Source organism: Aeromonas genomosp. paramedia, assembly GCF_023093515.1.
GTDB lineage: Bacteria > Pseudomonadota > Gammaproteobacteria > Enterobacterales > Aeromonadaceae > Aeromonas.
Window position 1 is genome coordinate 246261 of the sequence record NZ_JAAROG010000012.1, and the last position, 15784, is coordinate 262044.

Annotated in this window: 14 protein-coding genes; 6 read left to right on the forward strand and 8 right to left on the reverse strand. The window is 62.0% G+C overall.

The window, feature by feature from the left end:
• Positions 1 to 69: 69 nt before the first annotated feature.
• The 3 genes from phnX to phnW are packed head-to-tail and all read right to left on the reverse strand — an operon-like array spanning position 70 to position 3465.
• Positions 70 to 909, reverse strand: coding sequence for a phosphonoacetaldehyde hydrolase (phnX, locus tag HB860_RS08400; RefSeq protein WP_247626328.1), 840 nt, complete (start codon positions 907 to 909; stop codon positions 70 to 72).
• Complete coding sequence (locus tag HB860_RS08405; RefSeq protein ID WP_247626329.1) at positions 902 to 2326, reverse strand: aspartate aminotransferase family protein; 1425 nt, start codon at positions 2324 to 2326, stop codon at positions 902 to 904. The genes phnX and HB860_RS08405 overlap by 8 nt, the downstream gene beginning before the upstream one ends.
• Positions 2323 to 3465: a 2-aminoethylphosphonate--pyruvate transaminase gene (gene phnW, locus HB860_RS08410; RefSeq protein ID WP_247626330.1), complete on the reverse strand. Its 1143-nt coding sequence runs from the start codon at positions 3463 to 3465 to the stop codon at positions 2323 to 2325. The genes HB860_RS08405 and phnW overlap by 4 nt, the downstream gene beginning before the upstream one ends.
• Before the next feature lie 241 nt (positions 3466 to 3706).
• Between phnW and phnR the strand changes: the two genes are divergently transcribed.
• From phnR to HB860_RS08435, 5 genes are all read left to right on the forward strand, one after another.
• Positions 3707 to 4414, forward strand: a complete 708-nt coding sequence (gene phnR / locus HB860_RS08415; RefSeq protein WP_247626331.1) for a phosphonate utilization transcriptional regulator PhnR — start codon at positions 3707 to 3709, stop codon at positions 4412 to 4414.
• Positions 4415 to 4548: 134 nt separating this feature from the next.
• Positions 4549 to 5568, forward strand: coding sequence for a putative 2-aminoethylphosphonate ABC transporter substrate-binding protein (locus tag HB860_RS08420; RefSeq protein WP_139435424.1), 1020 nt, complete (start codon positions 4549 to 4551; stop codon positions 5566 to 5568).
• Between the two features lie 270 nt (positions 5569 to 5838).
• On the forward strand, positions 5839 to 6933 hold the full coding sequence (locus HB860_RS08425) for a putative 2-aminoethylphosphonate ABC transporter ATP-binding protein (RefSeq protein WP_247626332.1): 1095 nt from the start codon (positions 5839 to 5841) through the stop codon (positions 6931 to 6933).
• On the forward strand, positions 6930 to 8666 hold the full coding sequence (locus HB860_RS08430; protein ID WP_247626333.1) for a putative 2-aminoethylphosphonate ABC transporter permease subunit: 1737 nt from the start codon (positions 6930 to 6932) through the stop codon (positions 8664 to 8666). The genes HB860_RS08425 and HB860_RS08430 overlap by 4 nt, the downstream gene beginning before the upstream one ends.
• 18 nt (positions 8667 to 8684) lie before the next feature.
• Positions 8685 to 10091, forward strand: a complete 1407-nt coding sequence (locus tag HB860_RS08435) for an FAD-dependent oxidoreductase (RefSeq protein WP_247626334.1) — start codon at positions 8685 to 8687, stop codon at positions 10089 to 10091.
• Between the two features lie 116 nt (positions 10092 to 10207).
• On the opposite strand, the gene HB860_RS08440 is transcribed toward HB860_RS08435, so the two are convergent.
• Positions 10208 to 10663, reverse strand: a complete 456-nt coding sequence (locus tag HB860_RS08440) for a YcgN family cysteine cluster protein (protein WP_139435416.1) — start codon at positions 10661 to 10663, stop codon at positions 10208 to 10210.
• A gap of 295 nt (positions 10664 to 10958) precedes the next feature.
• On the opposite strand from HB860_RS08440, the gene HB860_RS08445 reads away from it, so the two are divergent.
• Complete coding sequence (locus tag HB860_RS08445) at positions 10959 to 11657, forward strand: SDR family NAD(P)-dependent oxidoreductase (RefSeq protein WP_247626335.1); 699 nt, start codon at positions 10959 to 10961, stop codon at positions 11655 to 11657.
• A gap of 145 nt (positions 11658 to 11802) precedes the next feature.
• Here HB860_RS08445 and HB860_RS08450 read toward each other — a convergent pair whose 3' ends face one another.
• The 4 genes from HB860_RS08450 to odhB all read right to left on the reverse strand — a co-directional run bounded on the left by HB860_RS08450 (position 11803) and on the right by odhB (position 15730).
• Positions 11803 to 12270, reverse strand: coding sequence for a GNAT family N-acetyltransferase (locus HB860_RS08450; RefSeq protein WP_247626336.1), 468 nt, complete (start codon positions 12268 to 12270; stop codon positions 11803 to 11805).
• Positions 12271 to 12397: 127 nt separating this feature from the next.
• Entirely contained in the window at positions 12398 to 13270 is an 873-nt protein-coding gene (sucD, locus tag HB860_RS08455) for a succinate--CoA ligase subunit alpha (RefSeq protein WP_042649072.1), read from the reverse strand.
• Entirely contained in the window at positions 13270 to 14436 is a 1167-nt protein-coding gene (gene sucC, locus HB860_RS08460; RefSeq protein WP_106886993.1) for an ADP-forming succinate--CoA ligase subunit beta, read from the reverse strand. Before sucC ends, sucD begins: the two co-directional genes overlap by 1 nt.
• Positions 14437 to 14542: 106 nt before the next feature.
• Entirely contained in the window at positions 14543 to 15730 is a 1188-nt protein-coding gene (gene odhB, locus HB860_RS08465; protein WP_139435408.1) for a 2-oxoglutarate dehydrogenase complex dihydrolipoyllysine-residue succinyltransferase, read from the reverse strand.
• Positions 15731 to 15784: the final 54 nt, after the last annotated feature.

The window sequence follows — 15784 nt, forward strand, 5'->3', positions numbered from 1 at the left end:
CAGGCGCCGGTTTTTTTATGTCTGCGTTTCAGGGCAAAGGCGGATAGCGCCTCCCCTTCCCTCTTCTGATCAGGGTCGCTCACCAGCCGCCAGACGGCGGTTGATATCGGCAATCACAGGGGCGATGTCGGCCAGGGTGTCGATGACATAGTGGGCCCCCGCCGCCCGCAGCTTGGCCTCGGCCGGTACACGTCGGGCGGCGATCTCGGTTTCGCTCATGGCGGCAAACTCCTCCCAGGTGGCGCCAAACTCGTTGCCGGAAACCGACAGCCCCACCGTCCACATGCTGGCGTTCAGCCCTTCTCTGATGCCTGGCACGGCGTCATCCACCTTGATGCAGCGATGCACGGCGCTCACGCCCAGCTCAATCACGTTGGCCAGCGCCATCCAGGGGCCGGGGCGGCCACCGGCCTTGAGATCGTCGGTGGCGACCCAGTGATCCGGGCGATAGCCGTGATCGGCCGCCGCCGGTACCAGCGCCTCCATCACGGGGCGGGGATAGCCGGAGCAGGAGCCGATCTGCAGCCCCTGCCCCCGCAGTGCGTCCAGCACCGGCAGCACCCCGGGGATGGGGGCGGCGAAGCGGGTCACAGCAGCAATCTGCAGCGGCATAAAGGTGTGATAGAGGTGGTCCACCTCGGCGTGGCTCATGGTGTGGCCGAAACGGGCCAGCCAGCGCGCATCCACCGAGGGCAGACGGCCCAGCGCGGCGATATGATCCCACTTGCCAAGGCCCATGGGCTGGCGCGCCTCATCCAGGGTCACAGCAAAGTCATAGGCGCGGGCGAAGGCCTCGACGAAGATGGAGGTGGGGGCGAAGGAGCCGAAATCGACGACGGTGCCGGCCCAGTCGAGGATCAGTGCCTCTACATCGGTGGCCGGGTGGATGGCAATCTGCAAGTCAGTCATGGTGATCTTCCTGTTCCGGTGAGAGTGCGATCTCGCCAAGAGCGCGATCGAGAATGTTGATGGCCTGCACCAGATCGGCGCGGGCGATATTGAGCGGGGGCGAGAGCTGGATAACGTTGCCCTGGGAGACCTTGAAGCTCAGCCCCAGCGCCAGACAGCGGTAGAGCAGCCGCTCGGCGGCCTGGCTATTGCGGGTGCGACTCTGGTGATCGACCACCAGATCGAGCGCCCACAGGAGGCCGATACCGCGCACTTGTCCTATCAGCGGGTGACGCTCGGCCAACTTGCCGAGCTCGGCCGCCATAAAGCGGCCATCCTCCTGCGCTTTTGCAAGCAACCCCTCTTCGCGGATGGTAGCGATGGTCGCGAGCGCCGCCGCGCAGCCGATGGGGCTCTTCTCGTGGGTGTAGTGACCAAGAGAAATAGCTGCCGCCTGATTGAAACGGTCGCGGGTAATGAGCGCCGCAAACGGTACCACCCCGCCCCCCAGCCCCTTGCCCAGACAGATGATGTCTGGCTCGATGCCGAACTCTTCGAAGCTGAACCAGTGGCCGGTGCGGCCCAGGGCATTGGGGATCTCGTCGACGATCAGCAACACCTTGTGGCGATCGCAGATCTCCCGCACCCGCTGCCAGTAGGCCTTCGAGGGCACCTGCACATCGGTGTTGCGGATGGGCTCGGCGATAAAGGCCCCGATCCCCCCCTCCTTCTCGATGACGTACTCCAGATAATCGGCGTAGTGCAGGTCGTCCCCCTCCCCGCGATACCAGACGCCGCGATAGCGGGTGGGGGGTGGAATGCGCTCCACCCCGGCCATCAAGGGGCCTATGCCGGCGCGAAAACAGGCTTCGCCGCCCACCGAGATGGCATCGAGGGAGGCGCCGTGAAAGGCATCCCACAGGGACACCACCTTGCTGTTGCCGGTGATGAAGCGGGCGAGTTTCAAGGCAATGCCCACCACCTCGCTGCCGCCCGGGGCGAACAGCACCCGGTTGAGATCGCCGGGAGCCAGTTCGGCCAGGGTGCGGGCACAATCGATGGCGACCTGATGGGTGTAGCGGCGGGGTGCGAACGGCAGATCGGCGAGCTGCTGCTGCACCGCAGCCACCACCTTGGGGTGGCCGTGGCCCAGCTGATGGACGCTGTTGCCGTGAAAATCGAGGTAACGCGCGCCCGATACGCTGGTCAGCCAGCTTCCCTGCGCACTCTCAAGCAGATCCAGACAGGGGGTGGAGAGGGCCTGATGGAGAAAGTAGCGGCTATCCTCCGCCAATCCGGCCTGTACATCTTCGCTCTGGCCTGCCCACCAGCGCGCCCGCCCCTCGCCGAGGTTGATATCCCCTTCGCTGTCGGCGCGGCCGCTGCCATGCAGCTTATCGTCACGCAGATCAGGACCCTGAGCCAGCATGCTGGTCATCGCGCGTCCCCTTGCCAGTAGCAGGCGCTGGCCATGGCGGCGAGCAAGCAACGCACCCGCTCTGGGGTCACGTCGCCAATATTGCCGATGCGGAAGCAGTCGGCCTGGGAGACCTTGCCCGGATAGATGACAAAGCCCTGTGCCTTGAGCCGCTGGTAGAAGTCGGCGAAGCGGTAGTCTGGGTGGACCGGAGAGTAGAAGGCGGTGATGATGGGGGATTGCCATTTTTCTGGCAGCAGCGGCGCAAAGCCGAGCTCGGCCATCCCCGCCACCAGGGTGCGCTGGTTCTCGCCGTAGCGCCGATGGCGGGCGGCGATGCCCCCCTCTTCTTCCAGCTCGCGCAGCGCCTGGGCAAAGGCGAGCACGGTATGGGTGGGCGAGGTAAAACGCCACTTGCCCCCCTGCTGCTCCATGGTCTGCCACTGGGCGTGCAGGTCGAGGGAGACAGAGCGGGCGCGACCGGCGCAGGCCGTCAGCGCAGCGCGGCGGGCGATGACGAAGCCAAAACCCGGCACCCCCTGGATGCACTTGTTGGCGGAGCTGATGAGAAACTCGATGCCAAGGCGGCCCATGTCGATGGGGATGCCGCCAAAGCTGCTCATGGCATCGACGATAAGACGAATGCCGCGGCGCTGGCAGAGCTCGGCCACCTCGTCGAGCGGGTTGAGCATGCCGGTGGTGGTCTCGCAGTGCACCATGGCCAGATGGGTGATCTCGGGGTGGCGCGCCAGCATGGCGTCGATGGCGGCAGGCTCGGGGCGGGTTGTCTCGCCGCAGTCCAGCTCATGGTGGCGCAGGCCGAGGCAGCGGGCCATCTCCCCCATGCGGGCCCCGTAGGCGCCGTTGTTGATGATCAGCAGGCACTCATCGCTACCGATGGCGGAGCCCAGCACGCTCTCCACCACATAGCTGCCGCTCCCCTGCAGCAGCACGGCGCTGTAGTCGCTCTCATATTCCGGACCGGTGGCGAGGCGCACCAGCTCGCGGCGGATGGGCTCCACCACGCCCAGGTTGTAGTCCGCATCCCAGGTGCAGCTGTCTTGCAGCATGGCGGCACGCACGGTAGCTGTGGTCGAGAGGGGGCCAGGGGTCAGCAGCAGGTAATCGACGGCGGCAGGGGCCGCAGGAATATGGGTCATGATTTCGCTCCTTTTGGTATATACCAGAATGAGCGCATTGTGGGTAACTACCCCGCCAAGGTCAAAGGGGTGGGGCCACGTGCAACAAAAAATTCATTTTCAGCGCCGGGATCGCGATAATCTAGGAAGCCTGAACAACAGGGGCAACACTGGTCTCTACCAACATTTTTTGACGCCGCCGTTTAACGACCGAGCAGATAATCAGCCCATTGCCCAACTCATTGCATAACCAGGGATTTTCATGAGCAAACCCCAATACCTGCAGATCAAGGATGCCCTCGCCAACCAGATCCTGGCGGGGGGCCTGGCCTCCAACGACAAGCTCCCCTCCGAGCGGCTGCTGGGGGAGCTCTACGGCACCACAAGGGTCACCATCCGCGAGGCGCTGGTGCAGCTGGAGGCGAGCGGCCTCATCTATCGAGAGGATCGCCGTGGCTGGTTCGTCACCCCGCCGCGCTTTAGTCTGAACCCCAGGCGCACCTCCAACTTTCACCAGATAGTGAGGGAGCAAGGGGGAGAACCGCGCACCGAGCTCTTGGAAAAAAGCCGCCAGGCGGTGCCGCCCGCGCTGATGGCGCGGCTGCAGCTCAAGCCGTTCGACAGCCTGTTTCTGCTCAAACGGCTGCGCTATGCCAACGGGCGCGCCATCTGCTATTGCGAGAATCACTGCCTGCCCGAGCGGGTGCCCGGCCTGCTGGAGCTGGATCTTGCCGGCAGCCTGACCGAGATCTATCAGGCCCATTACGATCTCCACTACGCCCGCATGCAGGTGCGCTTCTTCCCCACCGCCCTGCCGGACGAGGTGGCCAAGGCGCTGGGGGCCACCGCCGGTCTGCCCGCCCTGCGCCTCGAGCGGCTCAACTTCGACCAGCACGGCCGGGTGCTCGACTTCGATCTGGAGTACTGGCGCCACGACAGCCTGGAGATCGAGGTAGATACCCAGGATTAGGAACAGACAAGTCAAGAGCGGACAATCCCGTGCGGCAAAACGTCACGGGACCGTCACCTGAACGTCATAAAGATCCCCTAGCCTCTCTCTCGACCAATCTGGTTTATACCAAACCAATTCATATGGAGAAGAGGATGAAACAGGGAACCCCTTTGCTGGCCGCCGCCGTGCTGGCCGCCATGACAGCCCCGGCACTGGCCGCGACCGATCTCACCGTCTACACCGCTTTCGAGCCGGAGCAGCTCGGCGAGCTGAAAACCGCGTTCGAGCGCCAGCACCCGGATATCAGCATCAAGTGGGTGCGTGACTCCACCGGGGTGGTCACCGCCCGCTTGCTGGCTGAAAAAGCCCAACCCAAGGCAGATGTGGTGTGGGGACTGGCCGCCACCAGCCTGATGCAGCTCGATCAGCAGCAGATGCTGACCGGTTACGCCCCCAAGGGGCTGGAGAAACTCGACAGCCGTTTTCGTGACGGCAAGGCCGAACCGCACTGGATCGGTCTGGACGCCTTCTTCAGCGCCATCTGCTTCAACAAGGTAGAGGCGGAGAAACAGGGGATACCGGCCCCCACCAGCTGGGCGGATCTCACCAAGCCCGTCTACAAGGGCAAGGTGATCATGCCCAACCCCAGCTCCTCCGGCACCGGTTACCTCAGCGTCGCCGGCTGGCTGCAGACCATGGGCGAGCAGCAGGGCTGGCAATTCATGAACGGCCTGCACCAGAACATCGATCGCTACACCCACTCGGGCTCGGCTCCCTGCAAGCTGGCCGCCAGCGGCGAGACGGTGATCGGCATCTCCTTCGACTTCCCGGCCACCAGCCTCAAGGCCAAGGGGGCCCCCATAGAGGTGGTGTTCCCGAGTGAAGGCTCGGGCTGGGACATGGAGGCCGCCGCCATCATCAAGGGCACCCCCAAGCTGGAGGCCGCCAAACAGCTGCTCGACTTTGCCGCCACCGAGCAGGCCAACGCCCTCTACAACAAGTCGTTCGCTGTGGTCGCCATCCCTGGGGTCGCCCAACCAAGAGCGGGCTATCCGGCGGATATCAAGGGTCAGATGATCGACAACGACTTTGGCTGGGCTGCCCGCGAGCGCAACGCCATCCTGACCCAGTGGAGCGCCAGCTTCGACGGCAAGACCGAAGCCAAACAGTAAGCGTGAACCACAGCGGTCCGTGCACGCCCGACGAACCGCCGCCAATAACCCCCTTGCCGAAGGCCAACGCTTGTTGGCCTTCGCTTTTTGGTTTAGATCCCATGTTTGTGTCGCCCTCGATGGGCGGCTCCCCGCCCGTCTGTACGCGGCACAGCCACCTGCCGGCGACCCATCGTCATCGGACTGTCATCAAGCTGTCATCCCCTTATCACCTGACCGTCACACTTCACCGGCAAACTGGTATATACCAAATCAGTAGCGAGTCGAACCATGACCCAGCCCTATCTGGACATTCAACATCTCAACAAGCAGTTCGGTGCTTTTCAGGCCCTCAAGGGGATCTCTCTGACCATTGAGCCGGGGGAGTTCATCTGCTTTCTCGGCCCCTCCGGCTGCGGCAAGACCACCTTGCTCAGAGCCATCGCCGGGCTGGATCTGCCGGACAGCGGCGAGATCTGGCAGGGGGGGCGCAATATCTCCCGCCTGCCCCCCCAGCAGCGGGATTTTGGCATCGTATTTCAGTCCTACGCCCTCTTCCCCAACCTGACGGTGGCCCAGAACATCGCCTTCGGCCTTGAGAATCAGGGGCTGGCGCGGGATCTCATCAAGGAGCGGGTCGATCACTGGCTGGGGCTGGTGGATCTCACTGCCCAGTCCCACAAATACCCGAGCCAGATCTCCGGCGGCCAGCAGCAGCGGGTGGCGCTGGCCCGGGCGCTCGCCCTCTCCCCCGGCCTGCTGCTGCTGGACGAACCCCTCAGCGCCCTGGATGCCCTGGTGCGCACCCACCTTCGCAGCGAGATCCGCGCCCTGCAGCAGCGCCTCGGCATCACCACCATCATGGTGACCCACGATCAGGAAGAGGCCCTGACCATGGCCGATCGCATCGTGGTGATGGAGGGTGGCCGCATAGTGCAGGTGGGCACCCCGCAGGAGATCTATCACCAGCCTGCGAGCCGCTTCGTGGCAAGCTTCGTCGGCACCATGAACTTCCTCGAGACCCTGGTGCTCGGCCCCAATCAGGTGCGCCTCAACGAACAGCCTTTGACCCTCGCCAACCGCGCCGCCGCCGGCAGCAAGCTGCAGGTGGCGATCCGCCCCGAGGCCATCACCCTGGGCGCCTCCCATGAGCCTTATCTTGGTCAACATGGCGTAGAAGCAACCATAGATCAGGTGGAGTTTCTCGGCGCCGCCCAGCGCCTCATCTGCACCGCCGACACCTATCTGGGCCCCCAGCAAGTTCTGGTGGAGCGCCCGACCCACGAGCTGCCCCGCCACGAGCAGGGGGGCTGGCGCAGCGGCATGCGCTGCACCCTGCACTGGCCCGCCGGGGCGATGCAGATCTTTGAAGGAGATGGCGCATGAGCTCCCCCCTCACGACCTCATCCCCCTTGTCCCCGTCGCAACCGCAGCGCGCCCCCCTCTGGCGGCGCTCTTGCACCGGCTGGAATCGGGATCAACTGCTGCAACTCCTGCTGCTTGTGCTGGGTATCGCCCTGCTCACCGGCGGCCTGCTGCTGCCCCTGCTCACCATGCTGCAAAAGAGCCTGCAAGATGAGAACGGCCTCTGGGTGGGCCTTGCCAACTTCAGCGCCTACTTCGGCTCCCCCCATCTGGGTCGCACCCTCGGCAACACCCTCTGGCTCGGGGTACTGATCACCACCCTGGTGGTGACCATCGCCTTCGGCTACGCCTATGCCCTCACCCGCACCTGCATGCCGGGCAAGGGGCTGTTTCGTCTCGTTGGCCTGATCCCGCTCTTGATGCCCTCCCTGCTGCCCGCCATCAGTCTGGTCTACTGGTTTGGCAATCAGGGGATCGCCAAGGGGCTGCTCGGCGGCGAGAGCATCTACGGCCCCATCGGCATCGTCATCGGTCTGGGCTTCTGGTGCTTTCCCCACGCCCTGATGATCCTCATCACGGCGCTCGGCCAGAGCGATGCCCGCCTCTATGAAGCCTCCCGGGTGCTCGGCAGCAGCGGCTGGCGCACCTTTGTCACCGTCACCCTGCCCACCGCCCGCTATGGCCTGCTCAGCGCCGCCATCGCCGTGTTCACCCTCACCATCTGCGATTTCGGGGTGGCCAAGGTGATTGGCGGTCAGTACAGCGTGCTGGCCACCGACATCTACCGCCAGGTGATCGGGATGCAGAACTTCTCCCTCGGCGCCGTCGCCAGCGTCACCCTGCTGCTGCCGGCGCTGCTGAGCTTTGCCCTGGAGCACAGGGTGCGCAGCAAGATGCAGGAGCAGAGCAGCACCAAGGCGGTGCCCTATAGCCCCAAGCCCCATCGGCTGCGGGATCTGCTGGCGCTCGGTTGGTGCACCCTCTGGGCCCTGCTGTTTCTGGCACTGGTCGGCATGGCGGTTTACGGCTCCCTGGTGCAGTTCTGGCCCTATAACCTCGGGCTGACGCTGGATCACTACGCCTTTGACAGCAACAGCGTCTATGGCTGGCAGCCCTTTACCAACACCCTGCAGCTCGGCCTCTATACCGCCATCACAGGCACGGTGCTTATCATGGTGCTGGCCTGGGCGCAGGAGAAGGGGCGCCACTTCCCATGGCTTCGCCAGTTGCTGCATCTGCTCGCCATGCTGTCGCTGGCGGTGCCCGGCATGGTGCTGGGGCTGGGTTACATCTTCTTTTTCAACGGCAATCCGCTGTTTGGCAGCCTCCATGGCACCCTGCCACTGATGGTGCTCTCCTGCGTCATCCACTACTACACAGTGGGGCATATGACGGCGGTGACCAGCCTCAAGCAATTGCCCAGGGAGCTGGAGCTGGTGGCCATCTCACTGCGCATTCCACTCTGGAAGGCGTTCTGGCGCGTCACCCTGCCCACCTCCCTGCCGGCACTGCTGGAGATCTTTATCTATCTGTTCGTCAACGCCATGACCACCACCTCGGCGGTGATCTTCCTCTATTCCAGCGACAGCGTGCTCGCCTCCATCGCCGTCCTGAACATGGAAGATTCCGGCGACACCGCCACGGCCGCCGCCATGGCCACCCTGATCCTGCTGGCCGCCGCCACCGTCAAGCTGGCCCAGCTGTTCCTGAGCCGAGCCCTGCTGGCCCGCACCCAGCGCTGGCGCCACTCATAACCTTGTCGAGGAGTCATCATGTCCACTCTCCCCTTCTGGCTGGCCGAGGCCCTGGCCGCCGAACAGCCCGCTCCCCCAACGCCCCTTCAAGGCCAGCACGAGGTGGATGTCTGCATCGTCGGCGGCGGCTTTACCGGGCTCTGGAGCGCCATCGCCCTTAAACAGGCCGAGCCACACTTGCGTATCATGGTGCTGGAGAAAGATCGCTGCGGCAGCGGCGCCTCCGGGCGCAATGGCGGCTGCCTGCTCACCTGGTCGGCCAAGTATTTGACACTGAAGCGCCTGTTTGGCGAGCAGCAGGCCGCCTGGCTGGTGCAAGGCTCCGAACAGGCGGTGCACGAGATCGCCCGCTTCTGCGAGGCGCATCAGATTGAAGCTGAACTGAGGGTCGAGGGCACCTGCTACACCGCCACCAGCGAGGCCCAGCGCGGCCTGATGGATCCGGTATTGCAGGAACTCAAGCGAGCCGGCCTTAACCAGTGGCAGGCGATTGAAGAGAGTGAACTGGCCAGCCAGAGCGGCTCCCACGTTCATCTGGAAGGGCTCTACAGCCCTCACGCCGGTTCGGTGCAACCGGCGCTGCTGGTGCGCGGCCTGCTGCGGGTAGCGCGGGAGCTGGGTGTCGAGGTCTATGAAGGCTCCCCCATGCAGCGCCTCGAAGGGGGACAGCCTGCACGGGTACAGACGCCAGAGGCCATCGTCCACGCCCGCAAGGTGGTGCTGGCCCTCAACAGCGCCATGACGGCGCACTTTCGCGAGTTTCGCCGCAGCATAGTGCTGGTCTCCTCGGACATGGTGATAACCGACCCGGCACCCCAGGCGCTGGCCACCCAGCAGCTTGAGCACGGCCGCTCCGTGGTGGATGGCCGCACCTTCGTGCACTACTACAGATCCACCCCGCAAGGGCGGCTGATGCTGGGCAAGGGGGGCAACACCTTCGCCTTTGCCAACCGCCATCTCGCCGAGTTCGATGCCCCCAGCCGCTATCTTGCCCCTCTCACCCGCACCCTGCGCCGCTTCTTTCCGGCGCTCAAAGAGGTGCCCATCGCCGCCAGCTGGTGCGGCGCCTCCGACCGATCTGTGGATGGCCTCCCCTTCTTCGGCCACTGGCGAGAGCAGCCCAACATCGTCTATGGCCTCGGCTATTCGGGCAACGGGGTGGCCCAGAGCTGGATGGGCGGCCAGATCCTGGCGGCCCTGGTGAGAGACGAGTTGCGGGAGGAGGACAAGCCGTGGCGCGAATGCGCCCTGGTGAGCGGCCCCCGCGGCTATTTCCCGCCCGAGCCCTTGCGCTGGCTGGGGGCCATGGCGGTACGCAATGCCATCCGGCGCAAGGAGCAGGCGGAAGACGAAGGTCGCCCGGTGGCCTGGTATGACAGACAGTTGGCCAAACTTGCCGATGCGGCGGGCAAGGCGGACAAATAAGCGCCTTCGCAGAGCACTGTGGAAATCGCCAGAAAGCCGAAGGGGCAGGAGAGTATGACTCCCCTGCCCCTTCGCTGTTGATACGGTTCGGCGGCTGGCCCGAAAAGGGTCTGGCGTTAGCTGGCCCAGGTGATGATGTGATCGATCCAGTCGCCGGCATGGGCCTCGTGCACCACCTTGCCGCGCACCGACTGACCAGCCTGGTGCATGGCGCTGCGGCTGCCGGTGATAAGCGGATGCCACTCTGGCAGGCTCTGCCCCTCCGCCAGCAGGCGGTAGGCACAGCTCGACGGCAGCCAGTCGAACTCGGCAATCTTGTCGAAGGTGATCTGCAGGCAGTCCGGCTCTTTCTTGAAGCGGTTGCCGTAGTCGGAGCATTGGCAGGTCTTGGTATTGAGCAGGTTGCAGGCCACGTTGGTGAACACCAGCTCCTCGGTGTCCTCGTCAATCAGCTTGTTCAGACAGCACTTGCCGCAGCCGTCGCACAGGGACTCCCACTCCGTCATGGTCATCTGTTGCAGGCTCTTCACCTGCCAAAAGGGGGCGCTCTGCACGGGTTCACTCTGCTGCATAAAGGTAGGCTCGCTCAATACACTGACAAGCGCGTGGTTATACGCCCTATGGCCCGATTTTTCAAGGTTGGCGGAGGTTTTGCCTATCGTATGAGGTCGATGCGATTACCGACGATTCATGTGATCCCATCCAGATAATCAGGTTGGTAGATCTCCATCTAACGGCTGTCATTTCTACCCACTGATGGGCGGAAATAGCTGTGGCATACTAGCCTCCCCCGCAGATCCGAATATGCTCTGCTATTCGAACCTGCGGATGAACATAAACTGGCCATATGGATTAATGGGTGGTGTGATGAAGGCAGTATTGATAACGGGGGCAAGCAGAGGATTAGGGCTGGCACTCGTCCAAACTTTTTATGAACACAAGTATCAGGTTTATGCTGTTGTCAGAACTGTCAATGCCTATGACATGCTGACGGCTACATACCCTGGAGTCTCTGTGCTTGTTGCTGATGTAACTCATGAAAACTATGAGGCACAGCTTTCCGAGTTTATAGAGAACACGAAGATAAATATTGTCATAAATAATGCTGGCTCCGCTGGTACTCCGGGTATAGATACCAAACGCAGCACAGGCGACCAACTCATTTATGAATTTAAAACGCACTGTGTCGGTGCTCTTTCTACCGTCAAAGCCCTGCTGAGCCATGCAAATAGAATGCAACCATCCTTGATCGTCAATATCAGTTCAAGGAGAGGATCATTGAACATGCAAGCAGCAGGCGCAACCAAGGGAATTAAGTGCTCTTTCTCTTATCGCATTGCGAAGGCGGCCCAGAATATGTTGTCACTCTGCATGGCGGATGATTTGGAAAGCATGGGTATTAAAGTGATCTCGGTCCACCCCGGGGCACTGCTCACCAAAATGGCCCCTGCCGATGCGACGCTGATACCGGAGCAATCCGCAAGCAGACTGGTTGACATGATCGAACGTGATGATGTTAATTCACGGGATTTTATTTGCTTGGAAACAGGCAAACTTCCGTGGTAAATCGCAACGTTGACTCGAACAATACGGTCTCAAACACAGGCTTGTAGTTTACGAGCCATTCAATACGAATGGCCAATCACAGCAAACTCTCACAATCAGGTAGGCCAAATGTAACCAATCTTGCGACCTCCCCTATAAACCATTTTTATACAGCCGCGTGCCATACCATGATGGTCGTTTCCCAGTGACCATGATTTGATTCATGTATTGCGTTGAAGCCTTGTTCACGATAGAAGTCAACGTTATGTGTTTCGCATTGCAAGTACAGTGTCACAACACCACGGGAAACAGCCATGTCCCTGGCAACATTAATCATTTTTTTGGCGATGCCTTGTCTACGGTGTGCAGCAGGAACATAGACACCACCAATCCAGAACTCATATTCAGGGTGGTTTTTATTCTCCTGGATTTTCAGCTCCAATGTTCCAACCAGTTCTCTACCGTCATGTGCAACCAAGCTAAATGGAAAGTTTCTATTTAAAGCTATGCCTTCAACCTTTCTACGTACCATCTCTTTCGTAACACCGGGCACATGAGAGGCCCATTCATCGAAATACCAGTCGACGATTGTCGATACTTCATGCGGATTATCCGCAAGCAATGAAATTTCCATATATCCTCTTTACCAAGTTAAAAATCATTCTTAGATTCACGAGAATGGATAATAATGTCAAATCATGAGAAATAAAAATGCCGCCCTAGGGCGGCATTTTGCTATCAGAGATAACAGGCAAAAGAACTTACCAGCCGGTTACTTCACGCAGGGCTTTGCCGATATCGGCCAGGGAGCGCACGGTTTTCACGCCGGCATCTTCCAGGGCGGCAAATTTCTCGGCCGCAGTGCCTTTACCACCGGCGATGATGGCGCCCGCATGACCCATGCGCTTGCCAGCCGGGGCGGTGACGCCCGCGATATAGGAGACCACCGGCTTGGTGACGTGGGCCTTGATGTAGGCCGCGGCTTCTTCCTCGGCGCTGCCGCCGATCTCGCCGATCATCACGATGGCTTCGGTCTTGGGATCGTTCTGGAACATCTCCAGGATGTCGATGAAGTTGGAGCCCGGGATGGGGTCGCCACCGATGCCGACGCAGGTGGACTGGCCGAAGCCCTCGTCCGTGGTCTGCTTGACCGCTTCGTAGGTCAGGGTGCCGGAGCGGGAGACGATGCCCACCTTGCCCGGCTTGTGGATGTGACCCGGCATGATGCCGATCTTGCACTCACCCGGAGTGATGACGCCCGGGCAGTTCGGCCCAATCATGCGCACGCCGGTTTCCTGCAGCTTCACCTTGACCTGCAGCATGTCCAGGGTCGGGATGCCTTCGGTGATGGTGACGATGAGCTTGATGCCGGCATCGATGGCTTCCAGGATGGCGTCCTTGCAGAACGGGGCCGGCACATAGATGACGGAGGCGGTGGCGCCAGTGGCTTCCACGGCGTCACGGACGGTGTTGAACACCGGCAGGCCCAGGTGGGTGGTGCCACCCTTGCCCGGGGACACGCCGCCGACCATCTGGGTACCGTAGGCAATCGCCTGTTCGGAGTGGAAGGTACCCTGACCGCCGGTGAAGCCCTGGCAGATCACCTTGGTGTCTTTGTTGATCAGAACGCTCATTATTTGGCCTCCGCTGCTTTAACCACTTGCTGAGCTGCGTCAGTCAGACTCGTTGCGGCGATGATATTGAGGCCGCTGTCGGCCAGTTTACGAGCACCCAGTTCGGCATTGTTGCCTTCCAGACGCACTACCACGGGCACCTTGACCCCCACTTCCTTGACCGCACCGATAATGCCTTCCGCGATCATGTCGCAGCGCACTATGCCGCCGAAGATGTTGACCAGCACGGCTTGTACCTTGCTGTCGGAGAGGATGATCTTGAAGGCCTCGGTCACGCGCTCCTTGGTGGCGCCGCCGCCGACGTCCAGGAAGTTGGCCGGTGAGCCGCCGTGCAGGTTGACGATGTCCATGGTGCCCATGGCCAGGCCCGCGCCGTTGACCATGCAGCCGATGTTGCCATCGAGCGCCACATAGTTCAGCTCCCACTGGGCGGCGTGCGCTTCGCGGGGGTCATCCTGAGACGGATCGTGCATCTGGCGCAGCTTGGGCTGACGATACAGGGCGTTGGCGTCGATGTTGATCTTGCCGTCCAGGCAATGCAGGTTGCCCTTGTCGGTGATGACCAGGGGGTTGATCTCCAGCAGGGCGAAGTCGCAGTCCAGGAACATCTGGCCCAGACCCATGAAGATCTTGGTGAACTGCTTGATCTGATCGCCGACCAGACCCAGCTTGAAGGCCAGCTCGCGGGCCTGATAAGCCTGCGGGCCTACCAGGGGATCGATGGCCGCCTTGTGAATGAGCTCCGGGGTTTCGTGGGCGATCTTCTCGATGTCCACGCCACCTTCGGTGGAGGCCATGAAGACCACGCGGCGGCTGCCACGATCGACCACGGCGCCCAGATAGAGCTCCTTGGCGATGTCGGTGCAGGACTCTACCAGGATCTTGGTGACCGGCTGACCGTTGGCGTCAGTCTGATAGGTCACCAGGTTCTTGCCGAGCCAGTTCTGGGCGAAGGCGCGGATCTCGTCCTTGCTCTTGGCCAGCTTGACGCCGCCCGCCTTGCCACGGCCACCGGCGTGGACCTGACACTTGACGACCCAGGTATTGCCGCCAATCTTGTCGGCCGCTTCGGCCGCTTCCTGCGGGGTAGCGCAGGCATAACCTTCGGAGACCGGCAGGCCATACTCGGCAAACAGCTGTTTTGCCTGATATTCATGCAGATTCATAGATGCTCTATCCGTGTTGTAGGTATTTCCGTCCGGGGCTCGTGTTTCTCAATCCCCTGTGAATGGGGGCCTGGGCGGCCCCTCGTTATCTTTCAGTCACTCTTGCTCAGACATCCAGCAGCAGACGGGTCGGGTCTTCCAGCAGCTCCTTGATGGAGACCAGGAAGCCCACGGACTCGCGGCCGTCGATGATGCGGTGATCGTAGGAGAGCGCCAGGTACATCATCGGCAGGATCTCGACCTTGCCGTCGACGGCCATGGGTCTGTCCTGGATCTTGTGCATGCCCAGAATGGCGCTCTGGGGCGGGTTGATGATGGGGGTGGACATCAGGGAGCCAAACACGCCGCCGTTGGTGATGGTGAAGTTGCCGCCGGTCAGTTCATCCACGGTCAGCTTGCCGTCACGGCCCTTGCCGGCCAGATCCTTGATGGCCTTCTCGATATCGGCGAGGCTCATGTTGTCGCAGTCGCGCAGCACAGGGGTCACCAGACCACGGGGGGTGGAGACGGCGATGCTGACGTCGAAGTAGTTGTGGTATACCACGTCATCGCCGTCCAGCGCCGCGTTCACTTCCGGGTAGCGCTTCAAGGATTCGACCACGGCCTTCACGTAGAAGGACATGAAGCCGAGCTTGATGCCGTGCTTCTTCTCGAAGATCTCGCCGTACTGCTTGCGCAGCTTCATGATGGGCGCCATGTTGATCTCGTTGAAGGTGGTCAGCATGGCGGTGGTGTTCTTGGCCTCCAGCAGACGCTCGGCGATGCGCTTGCGCAGACGGGTCATGGGCACCCGCTTCTCGGTGCGACCGGCCAGGGGGGCTATGGGCGCCACCGGTGCGGCGGCCACGGCGGCGGGGGCTGCCGGCTTGCCCAGGTTCTTGATGAAGGCATCCACGTCTTCCTTGGTGACGCGACCGCCCTTGCCGGTGCCGGTCAGCTTGGCCACGTCGATGTCGTGCTCGGCCACCAGGCGGCGCACGGAGGGGCTCAGGCCGTCGGCGGCGTCATCGGCCGCCGCTTCCACCGGCTTCTCCTTGGTCTCTTCACCGGCCACAGGGGCCGCCTTGAGGATGGCGATCAGCTGGCGGGAGAGCACGGTCGCGCCTTCCAGTTGCAGGATGTCACCCAGTACGCCGGCTTCCGGCGCGGGGACTTCCAGCACGACTTTATCGGTTTCGATGTCAACCAGTACTTCGTCACGGGCAACCAGGTCGCCCGGTTTCTTGTGCCAGGTGGCGATGGTGGCGTCCGCCACTGATTCCGGCAGGTCCGGTACCTTGATCTCGATAGTCATGTAATCAGTTCCTTGTTACTTCTTGGCCAGCAGGCTTGTTCCAGAGACGGAGAG

Coding starts and splice junctions, on each gene's coding strand:
- HB860_RS08435 (WP_247626334.1), top strand. CDS start 8,685: ATGTCCACTCTCCCCTTCTGGCTGGCCGAGGCCCTGGCCGCCGAACAG.
- phnX (WP_247626328.1), bottom strand. CDS start 909: ATGACTGACTTGCAGATTGCCATCCACCCGGCCACCGATGTAGAGGCA.
- HB860_RS08440 (WP_139435416.1), bottom strand. CDS start 10,663: ATGCAGCAGAGTGAACCCGTGCAGAGCGCCCCCTTTTGGCAGGTGAAG.
- odhB (WP_139435408.1), bottom strand. CDS start 15,730: ATGACTATCGAGATCAAGGTACCGGACCTGCCGGAATCAGTGGCGGAC.
- sucD (WP_042649072.1), bottom strand. CDS start 13,270: ATGAGCGTTCTGATCAACAAAGACACCAAGGTGATCTGCCAGGGCTTC.
- phnR (WP_247626331.1), top strand. CDS start 3,707: ATGAGCAAACCCCAATACCTGCAGATCAAGGATGCCCTCGCCAACCAG.
- phnW (WP_247626330.1), bottom strand. CDS start 3,465: ATGACCCATATTCCTGCGGCCCCTGCCGCCGTCGATTACCTGCTGCTG.
- HB860_RS08450 (WP_247626336.1), bottom strand. CDS start 12,270: ATGGAAATTTCATTGCTTGCGGATAATCCGCATGAAGTATCGACAATC.
- sucC (WP_106886993.1), bottom strand. CDS start 14,436: ATGAATCTGCATGAATATCAGGCAAAACAGCTGTTTGCCGAGTATGGC.
- HB860_RS08405 (WP_247626329.1), bottom strand. CDS start 2,326: ATGACCAGCATGCTGGCTCAGGGTCCTGATCTGCGTGACGATAAGCTG.
- HB860_RS08425 (WP_247626332.1), top strand. CDS start 5,839: ATGACCCAGCCCTATCTGGACATTCAACATCTCAACAAGCAGTTCGGT.
- HB860_RS08445 (WP_247626335.1), top strand. CDS start 10,959: ATGAAGGCAGTATTGATAACGGGGGCAAGCAGAGGATTAGGGCTGGCA.
- HB860_RS08430 (WP_247626333.1), top strand. CDS start 6,930: ATGAGCTCCCCCCTCACGACCTCATCCCCCTTGTCCCCGTCGCAACCG.
- HB860_RS08420 (WP_139435424.1), top strand. CDS start 4,549: ATGAAACAGGGAACCCCTTTGCTGGCCGCCGCCGTGCTGGCCGCCATG.